Here is a 23,998-nt window from a genome sequence, read left to right as displayed (position 1 = left end):
ACGAAAAGCCCTGCTCATCGAGCAGGGCTTTTGCTATGACGTTCAAATCCAACCGAAGAGCGGGCTTTCGCCCCCTGCGTTTCCGGGTGCGAGCTGAAGCTCACAAACCGTTTTTTGTTACGCCTTCTGCGGTAGCAGCGAGCCGATGCGTCGCATCTGTGCGCCCACGCCGCGCAGCTTCTCCTCAATGTTCTCGTAACCACGGTCAATGTGGTAGACGCGGTCGATGATGGTCTCGCCTTCCGCCACCAGCGCGGCCAGCACCAGTGAGGCCGAGGCGCGCAGATCGCTGGCCTGCACGGCCGCGCCGCTCAACTGCGTGCGTCCGCGGACGATGGCCCGGCGGCCTTCGATCTTGATGTTCGCGCCCATGCGCACCAGTTCCTGCGCGTGCATAAAGCGGTTCTCGAAAATGTTCTCGGTGATGATCGAGCTGCCCTCAGCCTGCGTGGCCAGCGCCATGTACTGCGCCTGCACGTCGGTGGCAAAGCCGGGGTATTCCTCGGTGGAGATGTCGGCGCCCTTGAGCTGGCTGGCGTCGCCCATCACGCGCACGCTCTCCTCGTTCACCTGCACCTTCACGCCCACTTCTTCCAGCTTGTTCAGCAGGGCGGTCTGGTGCTTGGGGTCGCAGCCGGAGACGATCAGATCACCGCCCGTGATGGCTCCGGCGATGATGAACGTCGCGGCCTCAATGCGGTCGGGGATGATGCGGTGCTTGGTGCCGGAGAGCTTCTCCACGCCGGTGATCTTGATGGTAGAGGTGCCCGCGCCTTCAATCTTTGCGCCCATCTTGATGAGCAATTCGGCCAGGTCCACGACCTCGGGCTCGCGCGCGCAATTCTCCATTACGGTTTCGCCATCGGCGAGCGTGGCGGCCATCAGCAGGTCTTCGGTGCCGGTCACGGTGATCTTGTCGAAGACGATCTTGCCGCCCTTCAACCGCTCGCAGCGGGCTTCCACGTAGCCGTGGTCCTGGTTGATCTTCGCGCCCAGCTTTTCCAGGCCCTTGATGTGCAGGTCAATGGGGCGCGCACCAATGGCGCAGCCACCCGGCAGCGAGACCCTTGCAAAGCCCGTGCGGGCCACCAGCGGTCCCAGAACCAGCGTGGAGGCGCGCATGGTTTTCACCAGCTCGTAGCTGGCCTCAGGGTTCTTCATCAGCTCGCGCGCGCAAATGGTGGTGCGGTGGTGCGCGCGTCCGTAGCCGAGTTCTACTTCGGCGCCCATGGCGGCCAGCAGTTTGCGCTCGGTCTCAATGTCGCGAACCTGCGGAATGTTTTCGAGAATGATCGGCTCGTCGGTGAGCAGGGCCGCGGCCATCGCGGGCAGCGCCGCGTTCTTGGCGCCGCTGACCTTCACCGTGCCGAGCAGCGGAGTACCGCCGCGAATGACAAATTTATCCATAATGAATCCTTCGGCGGAACCATCCGCCCCGTGGCTATTGTACCGGGGTGCGCCCTTGTGGAAAGGCCCGTATCCGGGGAGTCACCCCGCCCGGTCAGCGCGCTTCCAGCGCCCGGCGCAGGCTTCCGCCTGCTTCTTCCAGCAGCCGCTCGGCCTTCAGCCGCGGCAGCCCCTTCTTTTCCATGATGACCGCCACCGGCACTGCGCCCTGGGCGCGCTTTAGCAGCTTTCCGGCGGCCTTCGCTTCCAGCCCCGTAATGCGTGACACAATCCCGATGCCGCGCTCCACCAGCTTGCTGTTCTTCAGGTGCACGTTCACCATCAGGTTGCCGTAGACGTAGCCAAGCCGCGTAAACGCCCCCGTGGTGATCATGTTCAGCACCAGCTTCTGCATGGTGCCGGCCTTCAATCGCGTGGAACCCGCCACCACCTCCGGCCCCACCTCGACGGCGATGGCGATGTCGGCGGCCTGCGTGATCGGCGAGCCGGGGTTGGCCGTGACGCAGACGGTGGTTGCGCCCTTTTCTTTCGCGTATTCCAGCGCCGCAAGCGTGTAGGGCGTACGTCCGCTGGCGGCCAGCCCGCAGACCACGTCCTGCTTGTGAATCCTGCGGCGTGCCAGATCGCGGCGGCCCTGAAGCGGCGAATCCTCATCGGCCTCCACGGCCTTGCCCAGCGCGCGGTCACCGCCGGCAATCACGTACTGCACCCAGTGGGGTTCGGAGTTGAACGTCGGCGGGCACTCGGAGGAATCGAGCGCACCCAGCCGTCCGCTGGTGCCGGTGCCCACGTAAATCAGCCTTCCGCCGTTGCGGAAGGCCTCGGTCACGGCGTCGATGGCTTGTGCCACCTGTGGCAGCGCCTTGCGGATTGCCAGTGCCACCTTCTGATCCTCGGCATTCATCGTCCGGGCAATTTCCAGCGCGCTGCGCCGGTCCAGATCGCGCGAGGCCGTGTTCGGCTGCTCGCTGCCGAGTCCTGCTGTGTCAGTTGCGGGGGCTATGACTGCTGCGGACGCACTCTTTACTTTCAACTAGGGTCTCCATCCAAACCTGTTACCACCGCATCGTAGAACGCCGGACGTACCCGCTTGATCGCTTGCGAGCTTCGGTCCGGCCATGTGCGGTTAGTCAGCAGTGTAATTGATAGCTGCCGTTGCGGGTCACACCAGATGGAAGTTCCAGTGAATCCCAGGTGCCCGAATGCGCCCGCAGAGAGGTGGCGGCCCGACTGCGAGGGCTGCGAAGGCGTGTCCCAGCCAAGCGCCCGCGACGTGCCGACCGGCTCGCTTTCCCGACGCGTAAAGCGCTCCAGTGTCTCCCGGCGTACCAGTGGCGCGCCACCGCGCAGCATGGCTTCCGCAAACAACGCCACGTCATATGCGCTGGCAAAGACCCCGGCGTGCCCTGCCACTCCGCCCATCACCCAGGCGTTCTCGTCGTCCACTTCTCCCTGAATCACCCGCTGGCGGAAGGCCTGATCGTTCTGCGTCGGTGGAATCTGCGGGCGGAGCTCCTTGGGCGGGCAGTAGCCGGTGCTGGCCATGCCGAGCGGGCCAAAGATTTCGCGCTGGCAGAAGCGGTCGAGTGGCTCTCCGGCAATCTTCGCCAGAATCTCTCCGAGCAGGATGAATCCAATGTCGCTGTACTCGGCTCGTGCCATCGGCGTGGCCTCCAGCGGCATGCGCGCAGCAAGCGCAACCAGTTCCTCGCGCGTGTGCGCCTCCTTGTAGAGCGCGTACCAGCCCGGCAGCCCCGAGGAGTGCGCCAGCAGCATGTGAACCGTCACCTGCTCCCGGCGAGGATCATTGGCATCGGCAAACTCCGGCAGCAGGGAAGCCACCGGCGCTTCAAGGTCGAGCAGTCCGCGCTCGTAGAGCAGCATGGCCGCCGAGGTGGTCGCCACTACCTTGCTCACCGAGGCCAGGTCGAAGATCGTCTCCGGTTTCACCTCGGGCGCGTCTGGCTCGTAGGTGAAACGCCCGAAGGCCTTCCACGCCAACAGCTTTCCCGCGCAGGTTACGGCCGCCGAGCAGCCCGGAAAGGCGTGCTCGGCAATGGCCTCTTCGAGCACCTTCCACGCCCGTGCAAAGCGCTGCTCCTGCCCGCCGAGGTCTAAGGCTAGGCGGGCGATCATCGATTCTATGTGCTCTCCAGTCATTTGGTTGCGGCCATTACTTAATGTACGGCAGCAGCTCCTTGAAGGCCGCCGTTCCGCTCTTGCGCAGCAGCTCGTAGACGGTCATTTCCGTGGAGGAGATGACACACCCGGCGGCGGCCATGCGGTCCAGTCCGGCGCGCCAGTTCGCCTCCGCGCGGGAGCCGATGGCGTCCTGCGGGGCGTGCACCGTGTAGCCCTTGGCCAGCGCGCCCAGCGCCGTCTGGGTCACGCAAATGTGAGACTCCATGCCGCAGACAACCAGCGTATCGCGATCCCTCAACGCCTCCAATGACTGCACAAACTCCTCGCAGCCGAAGCAGGAGAAGGCAACCTTGTCCGGCAGCTCGGGCATGGGGAGCAGTTCGGCAATCTCCGGAACGGTCGGCCCAAGGCCCTTTACATATTGGGTGGTGGCCAGCACCGGCAGCTTCAAAATCCGGGCCAGATGCAGCAGCAACCGGCAGTTCTTGATCATGGTCTCGCGGTTGAAGATCGGCGGCAGCAGCTTCTGCTGGATATCGACCACAAGCAGGGCGGTGCGGTCAGCCTCCAGCAAACGTGCGGCAGCCGGGTTCAGGGCGGAGGGGGATAGCGTGGCGATTCGTCCGGTTGTAGTCATGGGCGCTCTCCTCGTAACCGCCCATTCTAGACTGAAATTGAGAAATGCACGGCCCTCAAGCGCTGGCCGTCCGCCGGGCCGTGGCTCCCGGGTGGACGGGCGCCCAATGAGTCCGCCATCTCCGGTGCCAAAGCTGCGCCAGTGCGAAGTGGAACCGAAGCCTGCGAATGCCCGCAGAGCGGGTTTGACGCTGTGCCCGGCCTGTGGTTTCCTTAGCGGTATGGAATTGCGCAAGGACCCCATCACGCGCTCGTGGGTGGCAACCGGCGACGACCTTGGCGACCGTCGCGTGCAGCCTGCCGTCTGCCCCTTCTGCCCGGAGTCAGCCCAGCATCCGCAGGTTCTCTCCAGCATGGCCAGCGTCAATTTCGGGCCTTGGTCGGCGCGCGCGGTGGTGCATCCGGCGCCGCTCTACCACGTGGAGGGCGAGCCGCAGCGCCGGGGCGTCGGCCTCTATGACACCATGCGCGCCGTCGGCGCCCACGAAGTGATCGTCGAAAACCCGCGCCACGACCGCCAGCTCTGGCACTCCACCGACGCCGAGGTTGAGCAGTACCTGCTGCTCGGCGCCAGCCGCATTCAGGACCTGAAGAACGACCACCGCTTCAAGTACGTGGCCCTGTTCAAGGATTTTGGGCCGCTGACCGGGCAGGAATTCGACCATCCCACTTCGCAGATCATGGCGACAACCTTCGTCTCGCGTCGCGTTCTTTACGAACTGCGCGCCTCGCGCGATCACTTTGCGGCCAAGGAGCGCTGCGTCTTCTGCGACATGATTCAGCAGGAGCTTCAGGCGCGCGACCGCATCGTCGAAATTCGTGGCGACTACGTTGCGCTCTGTCCGTTTGCGCCGCGCATGCCTTACGAGACTTGGATCCTGCCGGCCACACATGATTCGCACTTTGAGCACACAGCCCAGCGCAAGGGCGCGCTGCTCGACTGTGCCGCGCTTCTGCGCCGCACCCTCAGCCGCGTGCGCAGCGTCTGCGACAGCTTCTACATGGTGTTGCACTCGGCTCCGAACATTCAGCACCAGTCGCGCGTGCTGAACTACTGGCGCACCGTCGACCAGGACTACCACTGGCACATTGAGATTTTGCCGGTGCTGCCGAACAGCGGCCGCTCCTACAGCTTCCGCGAGGTGTATGTCACGCCGGTCAGCCCGGAGTCGGCTGCGGCCCGCCTGCGCGAGGCCCCCACCGAGTCCAACGGCACGGCCTATTAGCCGGTCGTGCTTGCCTCCAACAGTGGGGAACACTGCCCCGGATTGCGCCCCGTCCCTGTGGCGGGGCTTCGTCTGTGCCGCATCAAATCTGGAGCGGCGCACGGAAAATGGCTGTAATCCTGAGTGGTTACAGCGGATTGCATCAGACAGAGAGAAATTTCTTGCCGGTGCTCCGGCTGGTGTGGAAAAGGCCGGGAATGCGGCGTTAGGTGCGTTTTGCGGGCATTTGGCGAGCGCCGGGGGCGCTTGTCTACGGCCCCGGCGCTGTGACGAACGTCACAAAACCTAGTGACAATTACACTTAGGTCAAGTGAAACCGTTTATATAATGGAAATGTTCCTCGCCGGTATTGGAAGTATCTGGAAGAAGGAGCTGCGGGGAGAATTTTGGGTCTTATGCCTCAGATTTGGCTGATCTGGCTGAGAGTTGCGGCGGTTCTCTACGGAATCGGATTCGTGTACGTGCTGTCGCAGCTAAAAGACAAGGAAGCTCCGCTCTCCCGCTTCGCCGTTCCTGCGGTCGGGCTGGGGCTCACCTTCCATTTCGTTTCACTGGTTGAGACGGTCTACTTCAACGGCTATCAGGTCTTGATTGACATCCGCCATGCCGAGTCGGCGCTGGCGCTGATGATCATGATCGTCTTCATGGGCATGTTCGTGCGCTACCGCACCACTTCGCCCGGCGTGTTCATCTTTCCTCTGGTGTTCTTCCTCACCGTGCTGAGCGCGGTGGCACAGCGTCCGGCTACGGAATTGATGCCGACGGCAACGCTGCGCAGCGGCTGGATCTTTTTCCATGTGTCCACGCTGCTGGTGGGTTACGCGGCTCTGTTCCTGAGCTTCGTTTCCAGCCTCCTGTACATCGTTCAGGCCAAGAGCATCAAGTCCAAACAGCAGTCCGGCTGGCTGAGCAAGCTGCCGGCGCTGGAGGTGACGGACGAACTGGGCTACAAGGCCCTACTGGTCGGCTTCCCGTTCATGTCGGTGGGGCTGGTAGCAGGCTCGATTGTGGCCAGTGAGAAGTTCGGCGCCTCGTATTTCACCGATCCCAAGGTCGTTCTTTCGCTGCTGATGTGGGGCGTGTACATGCTGCTCCTGTACACGCGCTGGAGCGCGGGTTGGCGCGGACGCAAGGCCGCCTATCTCGCCACCTTCGCCTTTGCCGCAGCAGTGTGTGCGTGGGCGGCCAATTACCTGAGCAGGGTACACAGGTTCGTCGCCCCATGAACTTTTTTGTCATTGGTGTGAATCATCGTACGTGCCCGGTGGAAGTGCGCGAGCGCTTTGCCATCCCCGAGTCACGGCTGCCGGAGGCGCTGAAAACGCTGCTCTCCGAGCCCGGCGTGGAAGAGGGAATGATTGTCTCCACCTGCAACCGCATGGAGATCTTCGCCCGCGCCAAGGATGGCAACTGCGACCTCAAGCAGTTCATGCAGGACTACTACGGCTTCCATCCCGGGGAGTTTGAGCAGTACTGTTTCGAGCACAAGGAAATTGACGCCGTCAAGCACGTCTTCCGCGTCGCCAGCAGCCTCGATTCGATGGTTGTGGGCGAGGCGCAGATTCTCGGCCAGGTGAAGGAAGCCTACGCCACCGCGCGCGCCATGGGCGCCGTGCAGTCGCAGTTGGATGCGCTGCTCTCGCGCGCTTTCGCCGTGGCCAAGAAGGTGCGCTCGGAGACTTCCGTGGCGACCTCGTCGGTTTCGATCGCCTCGGTGGCCGTCGAGCTGGCGGAAAAGATTTTTGGCAGCCTCAGCGGCAAGAGCGTCTACCTGGTGGGCGCGGGCAAGATGTGCGAACTGGCGGCCCGCCACCTGCTGGCGCACGGCGCGGCCAAGATTTACGTGGCCAACCGCACTTACGAGCGCGCCGTCACGCTGGCACGCAAGTTCAACGGCGAGGCCATTCCGTTCGAGCAGCTTTATGACACGGTCGGCAAGGCCGATATCGTCATCAGCTCCACCGGCGCGCCGCACACGATCTTCCGCAAGGAGCATGGCGAGAAGTTCCTGGCGCAGCGCAAGAACCGCCCGATGTTCTTCATCGACATCGCGGTTCCGCGCGACATCGACGCGGGCCTCAACGACCTCGACGGCATTTTCGTCTACGACATTGACGATTTGCAGCAGGTGGTGAAGGCGCACCTTGGCGACCGCAAACGCGAGGCCGAGCGTGCCGAGCAGCTGGTGGAAGACGAGGTTTCGCGCTTCCAGCAACGGCTGCAGACGGCCGAAGTGGTGCCCACCATCGTCTCGTTGCAGGAGCACCTGGAGACCCTTCGCCAGGCCGAGATCGACCGCGTGCGCGGCCGCTTCGGCGACATGACCAAGGAGCAGGAAGCGGCCATTGAGGCGCTGACCCGCGGCATCATCAACAAGATCATGCACACCCCCATCACGCACTTGAAGTCGGCGGCGCGCGATCAGCAGGAATCGGCGACGACGGTGGTGGAGGTGGTGCGCAAGCTGTTCAACCTGGAAGCACCGGAAGCTCCGGAGCCGAAGCACGAGGCTGCAGACGACAACCAGCCCGCGCCGGCCGCCGAGGAGCCGAAGGTTGCCGGCGTCACAAATTCAAAATAGCTGCAGAATAGCTAGGGAAGTCTACCCTCATGGCATTGCTTCGTATTGGCTCGCGCGGTTCGCAGTTGGCGCTCTGGCAGGCGCACCACATCTCGGCCTTGTTGCGCGAACAGGGACACGAGATTGAACTGGAAATCATCAAGACCACCGGCGACAAGATCACCGATGTTGCGCTCGCCAAGGTCGGCACCAAGGGCATGTTCACCAAGGAGATCGAGGAAGCGCTCGTTGAGAAGCGCATCGACCTGGCCGTGCACAGCCTGAAGGACCTTCCCACCGAACTGGCCGAACCGTTTGAGATCGCGGCCATCACCAAGCGCGTGGACCCGCGCGACGCCTTCCTGTCCATCAAGTACAACTCCATTGAAGATCTGCCGCAGGGCGCCAAGGTTGGCACCAGCAGCCTTCGCCGCCAGGCGCAGATCAAGAAGTTCCGCCCCGATCTCGACATCCACCCTCTGCGTGGCAACGTGGATACGCGCGTGCGCAAGCTGGAAGAGGGCGTCTATGACGCCATCATCCTGGCCGCTGCCGGTCTTACGCGCCTGGGCAAGACGCAGCACATCAAGCAGATCATCCCGGCTTCGGTCATGTGCTCGGCCGCTGGACAGGGCGCGCTCGGCATCGAAATCCGCAAGGGCGATACCGTCATGCGCGAGCACCTGAAGTTCCTGTGCGATCCCGACGCCTTTGCCGCCACCACCTGCGAACGCGCGCTGCTGAACCAGTTGGGCGGCGGCTGCCAGGTGCCCATCGGCGCTTACGCCGAGGTGCACAACGGTGAGATTGAGTTGACGGCCATCTGCGCGCGTCCGGATGGCACCACACTGCTGCGCGAAGTACAGCGTGGCACCGACGCGGTGGAAGTTGGCGAACGCACCGGCAAGATCCTGCTGGGACGCGGCGCTGACCAGATTCTGAAGGAAGTTTACGGGGAGTACGCGCCAGCGCGGAACTCCTAAGCCGGACGCAGGCCCGGCAAGAAGGTCTGAACCAATGAGCACCACCATGAGTTGTACCCGGCCTCTCCCCCTCGCCGGTTGGCGGGTGCTGGTCTCGCGCGCCAAAGCGCAGGCCGGCGCCCTGAGCGACTCCTTGCGGGAAATGGGCGCCCAGGTCCTGGAAATCCCCTTCATCGAAATCCGTCCGCCACGCTCGTACAAGGGGCTGGACGACAGCATCAAGCTGGTCTCCGAGTACGAGTGGTTGATCCTGACCAGCGTCAACGGCGTGAAGGCCATGTTCGAGCGCATGGAAAAGCTCGGCGTGACCGAGGACGCGCTGAAGCACCTGAAGATCGTTGCCATCGGCCCCGCTACGCGCAAGGCTATTGAGGCGCGCGGTCTCAAGGTCTGCATGACGCCGAAAGAGTATGTGGCGGAGAGCATGGTGGATGCGCTCAGCGGCAAGGTGAAGAACGCTCGCGTGCTGCTGTGCCGCGCCAAGATCGCCCGCGACGTCATTCCCCGAGAGCTGCGCAAGATGGGCGCTTACGTGGATGTGGTCGAGGCCTACGAGACGGTGATTCCGCAGGCCAGCCGCGTGAAGCTGCGCGCCGTGCTGCGTGACCCGAAAAAACGCCCGCACGCCATCACCTTCACCAGCTCCTCCACGGTGAAGAACTACGTGGCGCTGCTCGGCATACGCTCCGGCAAGTCGAAGCTGGTGGCCGGCGTGCTGAACGCCTCCATTGGCCCCGTCACCAGTGACACGCTGCGCGAATTCGAGCTGACCGTGGATGTGCAGGCCGGGGAGTTTACCATCCCCGGGCTGGTCGCCGCCCTCGCTGGCTATGCAAACAAATCGCCGGTCGAAGAACTGGTGCCGGTGTAGCAGGGAAGTAAGATTGCACGTGAGGGCCGGGCCAAGCGCCCGGCCTTTTTGCCAGATATGTAGTTATGGATATATTATGAATTCATGGCCGGGGGCGTGGGGCCTCCTCCCAAGCGAAAGGATTTCAAGTTGTCCCAGTGGTTTTCACCCGCGCAGTGCGTGGGATATATTGTCTTTGTCCTCGGAATATCCGCATTTCTTCAGACCAACGACAAGAAGTTGAAGGTCCTCAACGGCATCCAGTGCGCGGTCTATGCGCTGCACTTCGCGCTGCTGGGAGCTTCGTCGGCGGCCATGTGCGCCACGCTGAGTACGGCGCGCAACATCATCGCGCTCAAGACCCGTGCGCTGTGGCTTGCCATCGTCTTCATCATCGTCAACGTCGGTATTGGCGCGCACATGATCACCCATTGGACCGGCTGGCTGCCCGTGGTGGCAACCTCACTGGCCACCATTGCGTTCTTCATGCTCAGCGGCGTTCCCATGCGCGTGGCCCTGATGGGCAGTACCGTCTGCTGGCTCGGCAACAACCTGGTGCACCACTCCATCGGCGGCATCGCCTTGGAGTCCATCGTCGGCCTGACCAACCTGACCACGATGGTGCGCATGTACCTGGACTCACGGGAAGAGAACGACCTCGGAGTGGAAGCTGCGGAGGCTGCCGCCGACTAGCGGCCGTGTTTTCGTGAATTGAGGGGGCTGCGGCCCCCATTTCCTTTTCTGCAATAAAAAACGTGCAACCGCCTGGAGGTAAAGACACTTGCTCGCGGAGCCCGTCTAAACCGGTTCAGATCTTTTGCATCCCGCAGCCCGGCCGCGATATCCTAAAGATGTGCCGCCAGGTGGGGACCCGGCGGGAAAGGATCACAGAAAGTGTTGCAGTGGACTTCGCCCGCGCAGTGCGTGGGCTACGTTGCTTTTGTTCTCGGAATCGCCGCCTTCCTTCAGACCAACGACAAAAAGTTGAAGCTGCTGAACGGCGCGCAGTCGTATGTCTACTGTCTGCACTTCGCGCTGCTCGGCGTTCCGGCTGCGGCGGTCAGTTCCTTCGTGAGCGCCACGCGCGTGCTCACCTCCATCAAGACTCGCGCCGTCTGGGTCGCGGTTCTATTCATCGTCGCGGGCATCGGGCTCGGCGTGCCATTTGTAAAGTCTCCTGCGGGCTGGCTGCCCATCATCGGCACCTGCCTGGCGACGTTTGCATTCTTCTTCCTTGAGGGCGTGCCCATGCGCGCCTTGGTGCTGATGAGCACCTTCTGCTGGCTGGCGAACAACGTGGTCAGCCACTCCATTGGCGGCATGGCCCTGGAGAGCACGATTGCTGTTGCAAACTCCCTCACCATCCTGCGCATGATCTTTGCCGCGCGCACCAAGGCCGCGACCGGTCACGGAGAGGCACCGGCCATCGCCGACTAGCCAGCGCCACGGTCCCAACGATATAGATTTCACGGAGAATTGAAGGAGCCTTGGCCCCTTTTTACTTTTGCTGCTGCAAGCAGGCTGCAAACGCGCATCAGCACGTATCTCTTCCAGCCCATCGACAGAAAGGCCCGCGCACCGGAAACGGCGGCGGGCCTTGCTGTAGGAATTTCGGTCTGGCGGTTCTCGCCGTCGTCTTGACCTACTTGATCACGATTGTGCGCGTGATGTTGCATTCCTCAACCGGGTTGTAGTCGACAGCCCCGGCAAACTCGCCTTTCACGGCCTTGAACTGCACGGGCGGGCGATGCACGCGCGCGGGCAGCCCGGTGAACTTCACCTTGCCGTTCGGCCCGGTGCCGACTTCAAGGTCGAGCTTGCGCACGCCGGAGAATCCATAGGGAAGGTGCACGCTCACCTTGGCGGCGTAGACGGGCTTGCCGTCGGCGGTGGTCACGGAGATCAGCGCCGAGCACGGCCCGGCCGCGCCATCAATCAGCACAGGCTCCTGCGACGCTTGCGGCGCGGGCGTTTGCGCGTGTGCCACGGCAAAGCCAAAGACAAGGACGAAACAAGCAACAGCAATTCGATTTTGCATACAAGGAAATTCTAGCGCGATGTCCCGGCCAGCGCAGCCTCGGCGTCTTCGCGGCGCTTCAGGCGCGCGAACCACAGGTAGACGGGGATGCCCGCGAGGATCACCAGCGTGCCCACGAACGAGTCGCGCAGGTTGTCGGTGAAGGTGTAGTAGAGCAGCGCGGCGGAAGCCATTACAAACACGGCCGGCACCACAGGGTATCCCCATGTGCGGTAGCCCGTGGTTGGCGGTTCCTCGCCGCGTGCCTCGCGGCGGCGGAAGACGAAGACCGTGCTGGTGCCCACCATGTAGAAGAGCCACTCGGAGAAGATGGCAAGCGAGAACAGCTCGCGGAAGGTCTGCGCCACCAGCAGCAGCACGCAGGAGAGCGCGCACTGCACAATGATGGCCATCGACGGAGAGTGGAAACGCGGGTGTACTTCGGCCAGCGCGTGGAAGAAGTAGCCGTCACGCGCCACCGCGTAGGGAATGCGCGCACCGCTCATGATGGTGCCGTTCAGCGTCACCAGCATGGAGATGGCCATGCCTGCGGCCACCAGCGCTCCGCCCCAGGCGCCCACCGCCAGCGTCATGGCCTGCGCCGCCGGTCTCGCGCTGCCCGCCACCTGCGCGGCCGGCATGGCGTACTGCACGGCGGCGTTCGTGAGCATGTAAAGCGCGGCCACCACGCCCACGCCTAAAATCAGCGCCAGCGGAATGCTGCGCTCCGGGCGGCGGACCTCGCCGGCCAGCATGTTCAGGTCGTTCCAGCCGTCATACGCCCACAGCGCCGCTACCAGCGCGGCAAAGAAGCCCGCGAGTCCCCCACGCGCCCCGGTGAACGTAGTTCCGAAATTTGCCAGTGTTCCGTGCCCGACGGTGAAGACCGCGGCAATGATCGCCAGCACCAGCACCACCTTCAGCACGGTGAAGAACAACTGAAAGTCACCGGCCTTCTCGACGCCTGCGTAATTCAGGATGCTGAACAACACGGTGAGAACGATGGCGAAGATCTGTCCCCAGGTGATGTGCCCACCCGAAGCGAGCGGTTGCGCCAGGCAGGCGAAGATGGGAAACGTACCGAGCACGCGCACGATGCCGAAGGTGATGCTGGCAACCGAAGCGGGCTTGGCAATGATGAACCACGTCCAGGCGTAGAGGAAGCCGGGCAGCGGACCGTAGGCGTCGCGAATGTAGACATACTCGCCGCCTGCTTCGGGCTTCTTGGCGCCAAGCTCAGCATAGGTGAGCGCGCCAAAAAAACTCAGGATGCCGCCGACAATCCATGCCATGTAAACGGCGTGCGAGGAGCCTACCGCCTGCATCATCTCCGCAGGCACAAGAAAAATGCCGCTGCCGATGATGGTGCCGACAACGACGGCGGTGGCGTGGCTTGCGCCCAACCTGCGCTCAAGCCCTGTACTCGGTTCGATGGTCCCCATGCTCCCCCAAAAATTGCGGGTGGTTTGAAATGAAGGAAGTGATACAGACAATAGCACTTTGGCGGGGCTGGTGTATAGAATCGTGGCATGGCAACTGTACTTGGAATTGATGGCGGAGGCACAAAGACCGTTGCAGTGGTAGCGCGCGACGGTCGCGAAATTGGCCGTGGAGAATCCGCGGGCACCAATCTGAATTTGCTGCCGGAAGAGCAGGTGCAGGTGCACTTGGGCGAAGCCTGCGAGAAGGCACTGGCCGCTGCGGGCATCGGTGCCGACAAGGTGGAGAGCGTCTGTGCCGGTGTCGCCGGCGTAAGCAGTGCAACGGACGGCGTGGCGCGCATCACCGCCATGCTGAAGGCGCAGTTCAACGGTGCCGTCACCGTGGTGAATGACGTGGAAATTGCGCTGGAGGCGGCCTTCAAGGGCGCGCCCGGAGTGGCCGTCATCTGCGGCACCGGCTCCATCGTCACCGGACGCAACGAGAACGGCGAGCGTGCGCGTGCGGGCGGATGGGGCAGCCAGGTGAGCGATGAAGGCTCCGGCACGTGGATTGGCCGCGTTGCGGCAAGCGCCGCGCTGCGCGCCTGCGACAGCGGTCAGGACCCGGAGATTCTCAAGGCTTTCTACGAAGAGTGGGGCGTGGCCAACCGCGACGAGTTTGTGAAGCAGTGCAACAGCAGCGCCAAACCGCCATTTGCCGCGCTTTCGCGCCGCGTCATCGCCCTCGGGGAGAAGGACCATGTCATTGCCATGCCGGTGCTGGAGCGAGCGGGCCGCGAACTGGGCGAGTTGGCGTGCATCGTGGTCGGCAAGCTCTGGTACCCGTTCCAGACGGTGGAAGTGGCTATGCTCGGCGGCGTGTTCAATAGCTCCGAGCAGGTGCGCCACGCATTTTCCGCCGTGCTGCTTACCGAGTTCAGCCGCGTGAAGGTCACGCACTGCGAGAGCGAGCCGGTCACCGGCGCTCTGTGGCTGGCGGAGAAAGCGTTGCAGAAGTAAGTTCAGAAATTGCTGTGAACAGGCCGGGCCGCGCGCCCGGCTTTGCTTTGTCTGCGATCCTGCATTCTCACGGGCTGTCATTCCGACCGAAGCGCCGGATGGCGCAAAGTGGAGGAACCTTGTGTGTTGCTCTCGCAGCGGAAACACAAGGTGTTTCGACTCCGCGTCCAACCGCGGGACGCTCCGCTCAACATGACAGTTTTTCTATTTCAAAATTGAGCAAAGAGGCTCGACGCGAGCTATTGCGCGTCACCCGCATCTTCGCGCCGGAAGAAGTCGAGGATGGCTTCGGCCTGCTTGCCGGTGACGACGGCCGTCAGCGCCGCGTAGTTTGCCTGCTTCACCGATTGCAGCGAGCCGAAGTGTTGCAGCAGCCTGCGCACGGTCAGGTCGCCAACGCCGGGCACTTCGCGCAGTTCCGTGGCGCGGTCGCGCATCTGGCGGCGCTTGCGGTGGTAGGTGATGGCGAAGCGGTGCGCCTCGTCGCGCACTTGCTGGATGAGGTGCAGTGCGGGCGAGTGGTGGTCGAGCGCGATGGGGTCGTCCTCCTGCCCGTAGAGATAGAGAATTTCCTCGCGTTTGGCAATGGAGGCCAACGGCTGCGTCGTCAGTCCGAGTGTCTCCAGCGCGTTGGCCGCCGCGTGCAACTGGCCCAGTCCGCCGTCGATCAGCACCAGCGAGGGCATCGGTTTCTTCTCGTCGAGCAGCCGCTTGTAGCGGCGTGTCACCACCTCGTGCATGCTGGCAAAGTCGTCAATGCCTTCGACGGTTTTGATCTTGAACTTGCGATACTCGGAGTTGCGCATCTTGCCGTCCTCCCACACCACCATGGAGGCGACGGTCTCCGCGCCCTGTATGTGCGAGATGTCGAAGCACTCGATGCGCTGTGGTGGCTCGGGCAGGTTGAAGACGTCCTGCAGCACGCTCTTGAGCACGTCGGTGCGCGGCTTCAGCACGCGGAATCGCTGGTCATAACTCTGCTTGGCGTTGTTACCCACCAAGTCAAGCAGCGAGCGTTTGTCGCCGCGCTGCGGAACGTCAATGTGCACGCGCGAGCCGCGCTTCTCGCTCAACAGTTCTTCCAGGGCCTCGCGGTCCTCGAACTCCACCGGAATAAGAATGGTGTGCGGAACGTAGTGCGCGTCCACGTAAATCTGTTTGAGCAGCGTGCTGAAGAACTCGCCAACTTCAAAGCCGCGCTCGGCAGACTCCAACTCGCCCAGGTCTTCCCAGAAGTATTCGCGCCGGTCCAGCACCTTGCCCGAGCGCATGTGGAAGAGGTTGGCGGCGAGCAGGTGGTTTTCAATGTGGTAGTTCAGCACGTCAATGTCGTCGCCGTCGGCGGCGTCCATGCGCTGCTTTTCCTGCAAGGTCTCCACCGTGGAGATGAGGTCGCGATACTTGGCGGCCAGCTCAAACTGCATGTTCTCCGCCGCCTGCTCCATGCGCGCTCGCAGGCTGTCGGAAAGGTCGGTGTGGCGGCCTTCCAGAAACAACTGCACATCGCGCACGGCCTCCGCGTAGGCCTCCGGCGTGGTCAGCCCGCTCACGCACGGCCCCAGGCAGCGCTTGATGTAGTACTGCAGGCACGGACGCGGGTGGTCGCGTTTCAGGTCGATAGTGCAGGAGGGCACAAGAAAGTGCCGGTGGATGATATCCACCACGCGGTAGGCGATGTTGGCGGGGAAATACGGGCCGAAGTAGCGCGAGCCGTCCTTGCGCAGCCGCCGCGTTACGTAGACACGCGGAAAGCGCTCGCCGAGCGTCAGCTTCACGTAGGGATAACTTTTGTCGTCGCGCAGCAGGATGTTGTAGCGCGGCTTCTTCTGCTTGATGAGGTTATTTTCGAGCGCCAGCGCCTCGTGCTCATTGGCCACGATGATGTATTCGAGGTCGACGGCCTCGCGCAGCAGGCTGCCGGTTTTGGCGTTCTCCTGCGCGCCCTCCACAAAGTACTGCCGCACCCGCGCCCGCAGGTTCTTGGCCTTGCCAACATAAATCACCTCGCCCTCGGCGTTCTTGTAGAGGTACACGCCGGGGTCGTTGGGCAGGGTCCGTATCTTCTGGTGGAGGTCCATGGCGCTGCGTTGCGGAGGCCGACTTCCTCTCCGCGGATGCAATGGTAACAGCTTGCGCCGCAGCCTGTTGGCGCCCCTGCGGGCCATGAAGTTTCTTCCCGCCGATGCAATCTTGACCTTGCAGGCAGGTAAAACTTGCTCGGTTTGCTTGGCGCGGTGCTCCAGTCTGAATTGTGGAAGATTTTGCAAGCTACTGAAAAGCAATGCGTTGTGGGTCTATGCGAGGCGGCGCTTCGATTGGCATGGCGCTTGCTTTATCCATGGCGTACGCGCTGGAGCCATTGACTCCGGCGGCGTGGAGCCCAAAGAAGCCCCGCAGTTACAGGGCCGGGGCAAGGAGCTGGCCATGAAGAGGATTTCCGCCATCGTCGTTGTACTCACCGCCGCCGTGGCGCTGACTACCGGTTGCGTCACCAAGAAGACCGTGAACGCACAGGTGCAGCCGGTGATGGACAAGGTGAACAATCTCGACGACCGCACCGCGCAGCAGCATCGCGACATCCTTGACCTCGACTCGCGCACGCAGCGCGGCCTTACCGACGTGAACGGCCGCATCGACGGCGTGGAGCAGAAGAATACCCGTGCTTTCGAGGATGCCGACCGTGCGCAGCAGCTTGCTTCGCGCACCTCACAGGGTGTGGACGCGCTCAGCATGCGCGTCGCGAACTATGACAACTATCATCCGGTGGCGAATGCCAGCGTGAAGTTCGGCTTCGACAAGTCCGACCTCGACCGCAAGGCCAAGGCCGAGCTGGATGAACTGGCCAAGCAGGCCGTGGGTTCGCGCAACTACATTGTGGAAGTGGAAGGCGGCACGGATTCGGTTGGCTCCTCGGAGTACAACTACGCGCTCAGCCAGCGTCGCGCTTCGGCCGTGGTGCAGTACCTGGCCTCCAACGGAGGAGTGCCCGCGCACAAGATTTACGTCATCGGCCTGGGCAAGGATAAGCCGACGGCCGAGAACAGCAGCCGCTCCGGCCGCGCCGAGAACCGCCGCGTCGATGTCCGCCTGCTGACCAACACGGTGGACGCTCCTGCGGACGGCAAGGCCCCCGCACAGGGGCCGGCTACCTCAGCGCGCAACTAACCCGCGCAGACAGGCCGCGCAACCAAAGTTTCAGCGCGCAACCGGTGGCGACAAGTGAAGTGCTCCGGTTGAACGCTCACCAAGTGTCTCTCTACCCCTACACGCCGCTCCTCCCCGGGGCGGCTTTTTTGTGCGTGCGGGATTGCCCGCCTTCGTTGCGGCCTGTGCTGCACGCTGCGCCGGAGTTGGCAACCGCGCCGCCGCTTGCTATGGTGATGCTGCGATGAAACTGACCATCAATGGGGAAGAGAAGACGCTGGAGCCTGTGGCCGACGTGGCCGCTCTGGTAGCTCAACTGGATTTGAAGACCGACCGTGTGGCCGTGGAACTGAACCACGAGATTGTGCCGCGCGCACAGTGGGCTGCCACCGCCGTGAAGGATGGCGACAGCCTGGAGATCGTGCACTTCGTCGGCGGCGGCCTGCGCTGAAGAGAGTGTAGAAAATCGCCGGAAGCCCCCGGCCTTACTGCGTCATCCAATACTGGCAGGCGGGCGCTTCGGCGGGTACAATGTCCGGCAGTGGGGAAACCATATGGATCAGGCAACTCAGCAGTTCGATAACCTTGCGGGCGGCATCGAGTCGCCGCGGCGGATTGTGCGTGCGGCCTACGGTGGCGACGACCAGCAGGAAGGGCTCATCCTTACCACGCTCGATGCGGCCGTCAACTGGGTCCGCAAAAATTCCATCTGGCCGATGACCTTCGGCCTCGCCTGTTGCGCCATTGAGATGATGGCCATGGGCGCTTCGCGTTTTGACATTGCCCGCTTCGGTGCCGAAGTGTTTCGTCCTTCGCCGCGCCAGGCCGACCTGATGATCATTGCCGGACGCGTCTCCATCAAGATGGCGCCGGTCATCAAGCAGCTTTACCTGCAGATGCCGGAGCCGAAGTGGGTCATCTCCATGGGCGCCTGCGCCACCTCAGGCGGTGTCTTCAACAACTACGCCGTGGTGCAGGGTGTGAACCAGTGGATTCCGGTCGACGTTTACGTGCCCGGCTGTCCGCCGCGCCCGGAGCAGTTGATCTACGCCATCACCCAGTTGCAGGAGAAGATCAAAAACGAGAAGGGATCGTTCAAGCGCGCGTTGAATCTGGCTGAGTAGTTGCTGCCTGAGCGAGCGTGGAGCGTGTGACGCAAGTATCGGCGAGAATCGCGTAGAAGGGCGCATTTACTGAACGAACTCTAGAGATTTGTGCGAAAGCGCGTGCTGCGGCACGCGCTTTCTCGTGTCTCTGTGACTTTGGGTAACTGAGCCGTAACCTTCTGCTTGATTTCCACCGTGCGAGTGCGATTAACTGGATTTTTACGGGAAATATCCATCCTTCGGGAGTTGCGTTTTGTCTTCGTCTGCCGCCAAGTGGGAGCTGCTGATCCTGGAAGTTGTGCACGGCTTTTATCTCAAGCTGCTGGGCGACGTTCTCAAGGATCAGGTGCCTGTTCCCCAGGGCCTTGAGCCCGGCACGCTTCATCTTCCCGGACGCGAGCCCGAGCCGGTGGCCGACCTGATGCGGCAGTGGCTCAAGGTGCTCGACCTGGCCATCACGCCCTCCATGCTGCGCGTGGGGCTGAGCGGTGAGAGCGAGCTGGATTTGGCCGAGGCGCTGTTGCGCTACTACGCGCGCAAGCTTTCGCCGACCGAAGAAGACCGCGACAAGACCTACTACGTCGCCACCTTCATCTACCGCAATCCGCGCGTGCCCGGCCAGTGGGACAAGCACGGTGTCTCCATGGACGGCGTGGAGCCGGTGCCGCCGTTTGAGATTGCGCTGATGGAGATTCTCGACGACGCCGAGCTGCCGGAACTCGACGAGCAGGAGAGCGAGGAACTCGACGATTTGGCGCGCGCCTGCGAGGGCATCCTTCAGGCTGAGAGCTTCGAGCGTCTGGTGCATTCGGACCTGATGCGCCGCACCCGCGAGATCCGCCACAAGCTCGGCCCGTGCTTCTATCATCCGCACGCGCTGGCCCTGATGGCTCCCTACAACGTAAAGATCAGCGCGCACTTCAACGAGCTGTTTGAGGCCGCCGTCGCCGAGATCAAGTCTTTCGCCGCCGAGATGGAGCAGAAGGGCCTTGTGCACAACGACCGCATCTTTGGCGACGTGACGCTGGCCGACTTTGCCATGCTCGGTGCGCGGCCCGTGCCCAAGACCGAGTACGCGCTGGCCGAGGAGCACTACAAGCTGGTGGCACGCTTGCAGCGCATCGCGCGTGAGAAGCACGCGGAGGCCGCAAAGAGCCTGCCGCAGCCGGAGCCGGTTGATGAGGCCTCCGCGGTGTCCGAACCTGCATCTGCGCTGGAGGCGGCGCAGCCCGAAGTCACGCACGGCGACGAGCCCGTGAGCATCAATGACGGCATGCCGCGCTTCCCCACGCAGGAAGAGACGCGCATCCGCGCCGTTGAAGACTCCATTCGCGCTTGGGTGAAGGCCGCCGATCAGCGCTTCCGCTCCGTGGTGCCCATGAAGTTCGGAAACTTTGTGCTGCTGCCGCACGAGGCCGACGCCTACTCTGCCGACTACATTCAGGAGAAGAGCTTCCGCGGCGACAACGCGCGCGCCGTGGTGCGGCTGGTGGCCATCATGGCCCGCCTGGCCGCAGAGACCGAGGAGTTGAAGCAGCGGCAGAATTCCAAGCACCTGTGGCGTCCTCATGCGGAGTCGCTGGCGGTGCTGATGGATGCCTCGCGTGATTCCATTCAGGACGCCAAGCGCGTGATGAAGCTGGCCGCCGAGCGCGGCCTCATCGAGAAGGTCAACGGCTTCAATCAGACGCTGGAGAAGCTGGGCAAGCGCGAAGAGGAAGTGAACTACGCGCTGGCCATGGTGGGCGTCAAGCTGGAGCCCGCGCAGAGCTAGCGAAGTTTTGGGAAGAAGAGAAAAGGCGCAGCCCGCGGGCCGCGCCTTTTCCTTTTGCGTTGAGAGTTGTTAGATCGTGCTTTGGCTGCCGCGGTCAAGCTCGGCGTGGAAGGTGTCCCAGTCGAGTTCCTTCTCCCACGAGGCCAGCACCACGGCGGCCGTACAGTTGCCGATGTGGTTGGTGATGGCGCGCGCTTCGGACATGAACTTGTCGATGCCGAGGATGAGCGCCATGCCCGCGACCGGAATGCCCGGCACCACCGAGAGCGTGGCGGCCAGCGTGATGAAGCCCGCGCCGGTGACGCCAGTCGCGCCCTTGCTTGTGATCATCGCCACGATCAGGATGGTCATCTCCTGCATGAACGTGAGTTGGATGCCCATGGCTTGCGCGATGAACAGCGAAGCCAGCGTCATGTAGATGTTGGTGCCATCGAGGTTGAAGGAGTAGCCCGTCGGAACCACCAGGCCCACCACCGAGCGGCGCAGGCCGAGCCGTTCGAGCTTCTCCATCAGCGGAATCAGCGCGGACTCCGACGAACTGGTGGCCAGCACCAGCAGCAGCTCACTCTTGATGTAGCGGAGCAGCTTCAAGATGTTGAAGCCCGCAAAGTGCGCGATGGTGCCGAGCACGCAGACTACGAAGACTCCGCATGTGGCGTAGAAGAGCAGAATCAGGCTGGCCAGCGGAATCAGAGAGCGCAGGCCGAACTTGCCGATGGTGAAGGCAATGGCCGCACCGGCGCCGATTGGCGCAAGGTAGAGGATCATGCGCATGACGCCGAACAGCACCTTGCTGGTGATTTCCAGCAGGTCCTTGGCCGGGCGAGCCAGCTCTTCCGGAATGTGGGCGAGCGCAAAGCCAAGCAGCACGCTGACCAGCAGCACTTGGAGAATGTCGCCGTCGGTGAAGGCGCTGAAGAAGGTTTTAGGGATCATCTTCAGCAGGTGGTCGGTGACGGTCATGTGCTGGGCCTGGGATACATAGCCAGCCACGAGCTTGGGGTCGAGCGAGGAGGGATCGGCGTGGAAGCTGGCACCCGGTTTAAAGAGCTTGGCCATGCCCAGGCCAACCGCCAGGGCGAAGGTGCTTACAATTTCGAAATAAAGAATGGCTTTGCCGCCGACGCGTCCGGCCTTCTTGATGCTGCCGGCGCCGGCAATACCCAACACCACCGTGACCAGAATGACGGCGGGAATGAGCATCTTGATGAGGTTGATGAACCCGTCAGCCACCGGCTGCAGGGCGACGCCAGCTTTCGGGAAGAAATTGCCAAGCAGGGCGCCGAGCACAATCATCAAGGCCACCCAGTTGTAGAGCTTTGAGGCAGAACGCTTCAGGAAACCTTGTTTCGGCTTGCTTTGTTCTCGTTGCTGGCCCGTTTGGGCCACCGCTTCGGACATCCCACTCCTCCTCTTTCGCGCCGCCCCCACGGGCGGCCTTACCCCATTCGTTTCGGCCACGAGCGCAACTGGTCCCACACAAACACCACAGCCTTGCCCGATTGGGCCGTCACAGACAACAGTTCTTCGTTGTCCCGTGCAGGACCAGCATTGGGATCTCGGCTGCGGTTGTTTTTGAACCGTGGATTGCAGCAGAAACTAGCGGGGAAGTATATAACAGATCGGAAAAATCCGTACCCGGTAATTACGAGGAAAACTTGGGACTTCAAATCTGCTTATACGAGGCAGGGCAAAACATCAGAACGCGGTCGTGGACGGGGATTGCAGGCGTCTCTTATAAGAGAGCGCTACTCGGTCTCCGCCGAGAGCACGCCGATGACGCGGAAGTTGCGGAGTGAAGACTTGTTTATGTAGATGAGCCGGTTGTTGCTCTTCGGGTCGGAGGGGTGGAGGAAGAATCCATCGCGCAGGAGGAAGTCGAGCGAGTTGTCCATGCAGCCCTCCATCACCTCGCCATCGACGAAGACGACCTCGACCCAGATGCGGCCGACCTCCGGGCCGCGCTGATAGAAGCGCACCGGATGCTGGTCTTTATCGCCCTCAAAGCTGCTGACAAAAAAAGCCGCCTTCACTTCGGTCCAAGGCATGTCCGCAAGCGAACCCACCTTGGCCGCGAAGTGTTCGGGCAGCAACTGCTCCAACTTGTAGTCCGAGGCAGCGAGCAGGGAATCCAAGTCCGTGATGCCATGATTCGGCAGGATTCCCTTGATCACGCTGCCGCCGTTGCGCGTGATTACCAGCTTGTAGGGCCCCGGGCCGAGAGCTTCCTCAATCGGTTTGGAAGGATTGCTCATACCGCCGTCGCCCGCGGCTGCATCCTCGGTTGCGGTGCCAGTCCATACTGACGGATTTTGTAAAGCAGTGCCTTGTAGCTGATCTGCAATTCAGCCGCAGCCTGCTTGCGGTTCCACGAGTTGCGTTCCAGCACCTCGCGCATCACTTCCATCTCGGCTTCGCCCATGGCGTTGCGTGCCAGCTTCTTCAGACTCAAGCCGCTCTCCGCGCCCTGGCCTGCGGCGTTGTTACCGCGCGTGCCGCGCAGGCTCGCCAGCATCAGCTGCTCATCGCCCAGCACCAGGTAGCGCTTGATGAAGTTCTCAAGTTCGCGCAGGTTGCCCGGCCAGTCATGTGCCATGCAGGCGTGGAACAACTGCTCTGACATGACCATGGGCTGTTTGGCGTACTTGGGCGATAGCTTGCGCATGAAGTGCTGGATCAGCACCGGGATTTCCTCCTTACGCTCGCGCAGTGGAGGCATGTGCATGGTGAAGCCGTTGAGCCGGTAGAACAGGTCTTCGCGGAAGGTGCGCGCCGTGATGGCGGCATTCATGTCGATGTTGGTCGCCGCGATCACGCGCACATCAACCTTCTGCGTGTTGCGCGCGCCCAGCCGCGAGAACGAGCCGTCCTGCAGCACCTGCAGCAGCTTCGACTGCAACGAAACCGGCATCTCGCCAATTTCGTCGAGCAGAATGGTGCCCATGTTGCACAGCTCAAACTTGCCGGGCTTGGAGCGCACGGCGCCCGTGAACGCGCCCTGTTCGTACCCGAACAGTTCGCTCTCCAGCAGGTCGGCCGGCATGGCCGCGCAGTTCACCTTGAGGAAGGTGCGGTGCGCGCGCGGAGACATCTTGTGAATGTACTGCGCAATCACTTCCTTGCCGGTTCCGCTCTCGCCCGTGATGAGGACCGGCAGGTCGACGCGGGCCAGGATGGCGCACTGGCCGCGGAGTTCCGTCATGGCGCGCGAGGCGCAGACGAAGGAGGTGTTGTCGAACAGCGGAGTCTCAAACACGGTCAGGCCGGTGTCGGAGTCAACTTCAAGCTGCGTCACCAGCCGCCGCAGAGACTTGTTCAGCGCGGAAACTTCAAACGGCAACTGAATGCAGTCGGAGGCTCCCATCCGCATGGCTTTGACAACAAATTGCGCATCCTGGAAACATGCAACAACGATGATCGGCAGCGTGGGGCACTGCTCGCGGAAAGCCGTGAGCGTAGCCAATGCGCTGCGTCCGGGGCCCTGAATCAACAGGGCGTCTGGAGCATTTCCCTGGCGAACTCGCTGCATCGCCTGCTCTTCAGGCACAACGATGCACCGCCAACCTTCTTTGGTAAGACAGGCCGTCAAAAAATCATTTACGCCAGGGTCACTACCCACTACAAAGACTTGTCCGGCACCCGTCGTGCACTGCCGGACAGTCGCAACTTCATTCCGATTGGAAGCAACTGTCTGTGTGCTGCCCATGATCTC

At 62.5% G+C, this 23,998-nt stretch carries 22 protein-coding genes; 12 read left to right on the top strand and 10 right to left on the bottom strand.

The features are described from left to right. Positions 1-117: 117 nt before the first annotated feature. From murA to AC6IZO_RS06240, 4 genes are all read right to left on the bottom strand, one after another. Positions 118-1,407: a UDP-N-acetylglucosamine 1-carboxyvinyltransferase gene (murA, locus tag AC6IZO_RS06255; protein WP_497809080.1), complete on the bottom strand. Its 1,290-nt coding sequence runs from the start codon at positions 1,405-1,407 to the stop codon at positions 118-120. A 94-nt stretch (positions 1,408-1,501) separates the two neighbouring features. Then, positions 1,502-2,440, bottom strand: a complete 939-nt coding sequence (gene murQ, locus AC6IZO_RS06250) for an N-acetylmuramic acid 6-phosphate etherase (protein ID WP_497809078.1) — start codon at positions 2,438-2,440, stop codon at positions 1,502-1,504. Next, positions 2,437-3,543 (bottom strand): serine hydrolase domain-containing protein, encoded by a 1,107-nt coding sequence (locus AC6IZO_RS06245; protein WP_497809076.1) that lies wholly within the window; start codon positions 3,541-3,543, stop codon positions 2,437-2,439. The genes murQ and AC6IZO_RS06245 overlap by 4 nt, the downstream gene beginning before the upstream one ends. A gap of 37 nt (positions 3,544-3,580) precedes the next feature. After that, positions 3,581-4,186, bottom strand: coding sequence for a hydrolase (locus AC6IZO_RS06240; protein WP_497809074.1), 606 nt, complete (start codon positions 4,184-4,186; stop codon positions 3,581-3,583). A gap of 220 nt (positions 4,187-4,406) precedes the next feature. Between AC6IZO_RS06240 and AC6IZO_RS06235 the strand changes: the two genes are divergently transcribed. The 7 genes from AC6IZO_RS06235 to AC6IZO_RS06205 all read left to right on the top strand — a co-directional run bounded on the left by AC6IZO_RS06235 (position 4,407) and on the right by AC6IZO_RS06205 (position 11,241). Further along, positions 4,407-5,411: a galactose-1-phosphate uridylyltransferase gene (locus tag AC6IZO_RS06235; RefSeq protein WP_497809072.1), complete on the top strand. Its 1,005-nt coding sequence runs from the start codon at positions 4,407-4,409 to the stop codon at positions 5,409-5,411. A 395-nt stretch (positions 5,412-5,806) separates the two neighbouring features. Further along, a complete protein-coding gene (locus AC6IZO_RS06230; protein WP_497809070.1) occupies positions 5,807-6,637 on the top strand; it encodes a cytochrome C assembly family protein in 831 nt (276 codons plus the stop codon). Next, positions 6,634-7,992, top strand: coding sequence for a glutamyl-tRNA reductase (gene hemA / locus AC6IZO_RS06225; RefSeq protein WP_497809068.1), 1,359 nt, complete (start codon positions 6,634-6,636; stop codon positions 7,990-7,992). Before AC6IZO_RS06230 ends, hemA begins: the two co-directional genes overlap by 4 nt. A gap of 29 nt (positions 7,993-8,021) precedes the next feature. Continuing rightward, positions 8,022-8,954 carry a hydroxymethylbilane synthase gene (gene hemC / locus AC6IZO_RS06220; RefSeq protein ID WP_497809066.1) on the top strand — a complete coding sequence of 311 codons (933 nt, stop codon included), beginning with the start codon at positions 8,022-8,024 and terminating at the stop codon, positions 8,952-8,954. Between the two features lie 34 nt (positions 8,955-8,988). After that, entirely contained in the window at positions 8,989-9,825 is an 837-nt protein-coding gene (locus AC6IZO_RS06215; RefSeq protein ID WP_497809064.1) for a uroporphyrinogen-III synthase, read from the top strand. Between the two features lie 129 nt (positions 9,826-9,954). Beyond that, positions 9,955-10,497, top strand: a complete 543-nt coding sequence (locus AC6IZO_RS06210) for a YgjV family protein (protein WP_497809062.1) — start codon at positions 9,955-9,957, stop codon at positions 10,495-10,497. 201 nt (positions 10,498-10,698) lie between these two features. Next, positions 10,699-11,241: a YgjV family protein gene (locus tag AC6IZO_RS06205; RefSeq protein WP_497809060.1), complete on the top strand. Its 543-nt coding sequence runs from the start codon at positions 10,699-10,701 to the stop codon at positions 11,239-11,241. A gap of 205 nt (positions 11,242-11,446) precedes the next feature. Here AC6IZO_RS06205 and AC6IZO_RS06200 read toward each other — a convergent pair whose 3' ends face one another. Beyond that, entirely contained in the window at positions 11,447-11,842 is a 396-nt protein-coding gene (locus AC6IZO_RS06200; protein ID WP_497809058.1) for a hypothetical protein, read from the bottom strand. An 11-nt stretch (positions 11,843-11,853) separates the two neighbouring features. Then, positions 11,854-13,263: an APC family permease gene (locus tag AC6IZO_RS06195; protein WP_497809056.1), complete on the bottom strand. Its 1,410-nt coding sequence runs from the start codon at positions 13,261-13,263 to the stop codon at positions 11,854-11,856. Between the two features lie 87 nt (positions 13,264-13,350). On the opposite strand from AC6IZO_RS06195, the gene AC6IZO_RS06190 reads away from it, so the two are divergent. Continuing rightward, positions 13,351-14,262, top strand: a complete 912-nt coding sequence (locus AC6IZO_RS06190; protein WP_497809054.1) for an N-acetylglucosamine kinase — start codon at positions 13,351-13,353, stop codon at positions 14,260-14,262. Between the two features lie 239 nt (positions 14,263-14,501). On the opposite strand, the gene uvrC is transcribed toward AC6IZO_RS06190, so the two are convergent. Next, positions 14,502-16,340 carry an excinuclease ABC subunit UvrC gene (gene uvrC / locus AC6IZO_RS06185; RefSeq protein ID WP_497809052.1) on the bottom strand — a complete coding sequence of 613 codons (1,839 nt, stop codon included), beginning with the start codon at positions 16,338-16,340 and terminating at the stop codon, positions 14,502-14,504. A 346-nt stretch (positions 16,341-16,686) separates the two neighbouring features. Here uvrC and AC6IZO_RS06180 point away from each other — a divergent pair, with 346 nt between their 5' ends. From AC6IZO_RS06180 to AC6IZO_RS06165, 4 genes are all read left to right on the top strand, one after another. After that, positions 16,687-17,427, top strand: coding sequence for an OmpA family protein (locus AC6IZO_RS06180; protein WP_497809050.1), 741 nt, complete (start codon positions 16,687-16,689; stop codon positions 17,425-17,427). 223 nt (positions 17,428-17,650) lie between these two features. Beyond that, positions 17,651-17,857 carry a sulfur carrier protein ThiS gene (thiS, locus tag AC6IZO_RS06175; RefSeq protein ID WP_497809048.1) on the top strand — a complete coding sequence of 69 codons (207 nt, stop codon included), beginning with the start codon at positions 17,651-17,653 and terminating at the stop codon, positions 17,855-17,857. 103 nt (positions 17,858-17,960) lie between these two features. Beyond that, entirely contained in the window at positions 17,961-18,530 is a 570-nt protein-coding gene (locus AC6IZO_RS06170; RefSeq protein WP_497809046.1) for an NADH-quinone oxidoreductase subunit B, read from the top strand. Between the two features lie 235 nt (positions 18,531-18,765). Continuing rightward, complete coding sequence (locus AC6IZO_RS06165; RefSeq protein ID WP_497809044.1) at positions 18,766-20,286, top strand: hypothetical protein; 1,521 nt, start codon at positions 18,766-18,768, stop codon at positions 20,284-20,286. Positions 20,287-20,355: 69 nt separating this feature from the next. Here the strand turns inward: AC6IZO_RS06165 and dctA are convergent, their stop codons facing one another. The 3 genes from dctA to AC6IZO_RS06150 all read right to left on the bottom strand — a co-directional run bounded on the left by dctA (position 20,356) and on the right by AC6IZO_RS06150 (position 23,815). After that, positions 20,356-21,687 carry a C4-dicarboxylate transporter DctA gene (gene dctA / locus AC6IZO_RS06160; RefSeq protein WP_497809042.1) on the bottom strand — a complete coding sequence of 444 codons (1,332 nt, stop codon included), beginning with the start codon at positions 21,685-21,687 and terminating at the stop codon, positions 20,356-20,358. Positions 21,688-22,034: 347 nt separating this feature from the next. Continuing rightward, positions 22,035-22,541 (bottom strand): DUF6982 domain-containing protein, encoded by a 507-nt coding sequence (locus tag AC6IZO_RS06155; RefSeq protein ID WP_497809041.1) that lies wholly within the window; start codon positions 22,539-22,541, stop codon positions 22,035-22,037. Continuing rightward, on the bottom strand, positions 22,538-23,815 hold the full coding sequence (locus tag AC6IZO_RS06150) for a sigma 54-interacting transcriptional regulator (protein ID WP_497809039.1): 1,278 nt from the start codon (positions 23,813-23,815) through the stop codon (positions 22,538-22,540). Before AC6IZO_RS06150 ends, AC6IZO_RS06155 begins: the two co-directional genes overlap by 4 nt. Positions 23,816-23,998: the final 183 nt, after the last annotated feature.

The sequence above is a fragment of the Oryzophilus luti genome (assembly GCF_059726245.1).
Note: the sequence above shows the minus strand (reverse complement) of the source record. Positions and strands in the feature narration are given on the sequence as shown.

Bases quoted from the DNA above. Each gene is read 5' to 3' on its own strand.
- murA (WP_497809080.1), bottom strand. From the start codon at position 1,407: ATGGATAAATTTGTCATTCGCGGCGGTACTCCGCTGCTCGGCACGGTG.
- AC6IZO_RS06245 (WP_497809076.1), bottom strand. From the start codon at position 3,543: ATGATCGCCCGCCTAGCCTTAGACCTCGGCGGGCAGGAGCAGCGCTTT.
- AC6IZO_RS06240 (WP_497809074.1), bottom strand. From the start codon at position 4,186: ATGACTACAACCGGACGAATCGCCACGCTATCCCCCTCCGCCCTGAAC.
- AC6IZO_RS06235 (WP_497809072.1), top strand. From the start codon at position 4,407: ATGGAATTGCGCAAGGACCCCATCACGCGCTCGTGGGTGGCAACCGGC.
- AC6IZO_RS06230 (WP_497809070.1), top strand. From the start codon at position 5,807: ATGCCTCAGATTTGGCTGATCTGGCTGAGAGTTGCGGCGGTTCTCTAC.
- hemA (WP_497809068.1), top strand. From the start codon at position 6,634: ATGAACTTTTTTGTCATTGGTGTGAATCATCGTACGTGCCCGGTGGAA.
- hemC (WP_497809066.1), top strand. From the start codon at position 8,022: ATGGCATTGCTTCGTATTGGCTCGCGCGGTTCGCAGTTGGCGCTCTGG.
- AC6IZO_RS06215 (WP_497809064.1), top strand. From the start codon at position 8,989: ATGAGCACCACCATGAGTTGTACCCGGCCTCTCCCCCTCGCCGGTTGG.
- AC6IZO_RS06200 (WP_497809058.1), bottom strand. From the start codon at position 11,842: ATGCAAAATCGAATTGCTGTTGCTTGTTTCGTCCTTGTCTTTGGCTTT.
- AC6IZO_RS06195 (WP_497809056.1), bottom strand. From the start codon at position 13,263: ATGGGGACCATCGAACCGAGTACAGGGCTTGAGCGCAGGTTGGGCGCA.
- AC6IZO_RS06190 (WP_497809054.1), top strand. From the start codon at position 13,351: ATGGCAACTGTACTTGGAATTGATGGCGGAGGCACAAAGACCGTTGCA.
- uvrC (WP_497809052.1), bottom strand. From the start codon at position 16,340: ATGGACCTCCACCAGAAGATACGGACCCTGCCCAACGACCCCGGCGTG.
- AC6IZO_RS06180 (WP_497809050.1), top strand. From the start codon at position 16,687: ATGAAGAGGATTTCCGCCATCGTCGTTGTACTCACCGCCGCCGTGGCG.
- thiS (WP_497809048.1), top strand. From the start codon at position 17,651: ATGAAACTGACCATCAATGGGGAAGAGAAGACGCTGGAGCCTGTGGCC.
- AC6IZO_RS06170 (WP_497809046.1), top strand. From the start codon at position 17,961: ATGGATCAGGCAACTCAGCAGTTCGATAACCTTGCGGGCGGCATCGAG.
- dctA (WP_497809042.1), bottom strand. From the start codon at position 21,687: ATGTCCGAAGCGGTGGCCCAAACGGGCCAGCAACGAGAACAAAGCAAG.
- AC6IZO_RS06155 (WP_497809041.1), bottom strand. From the start codon at position 22,541: ATGAGCAATCCTTCCAAACCGATTGAGGAAGCTCTCGGCCCGGGGCCC.
- AC6IZO_RS06150 (WP_497809039.1), bottom strand. From the start codon at position 23,815: ATGCAGCGAGTTCGCCAGGGAAATGCTCCAGACGCCCTGTTGATTCAG.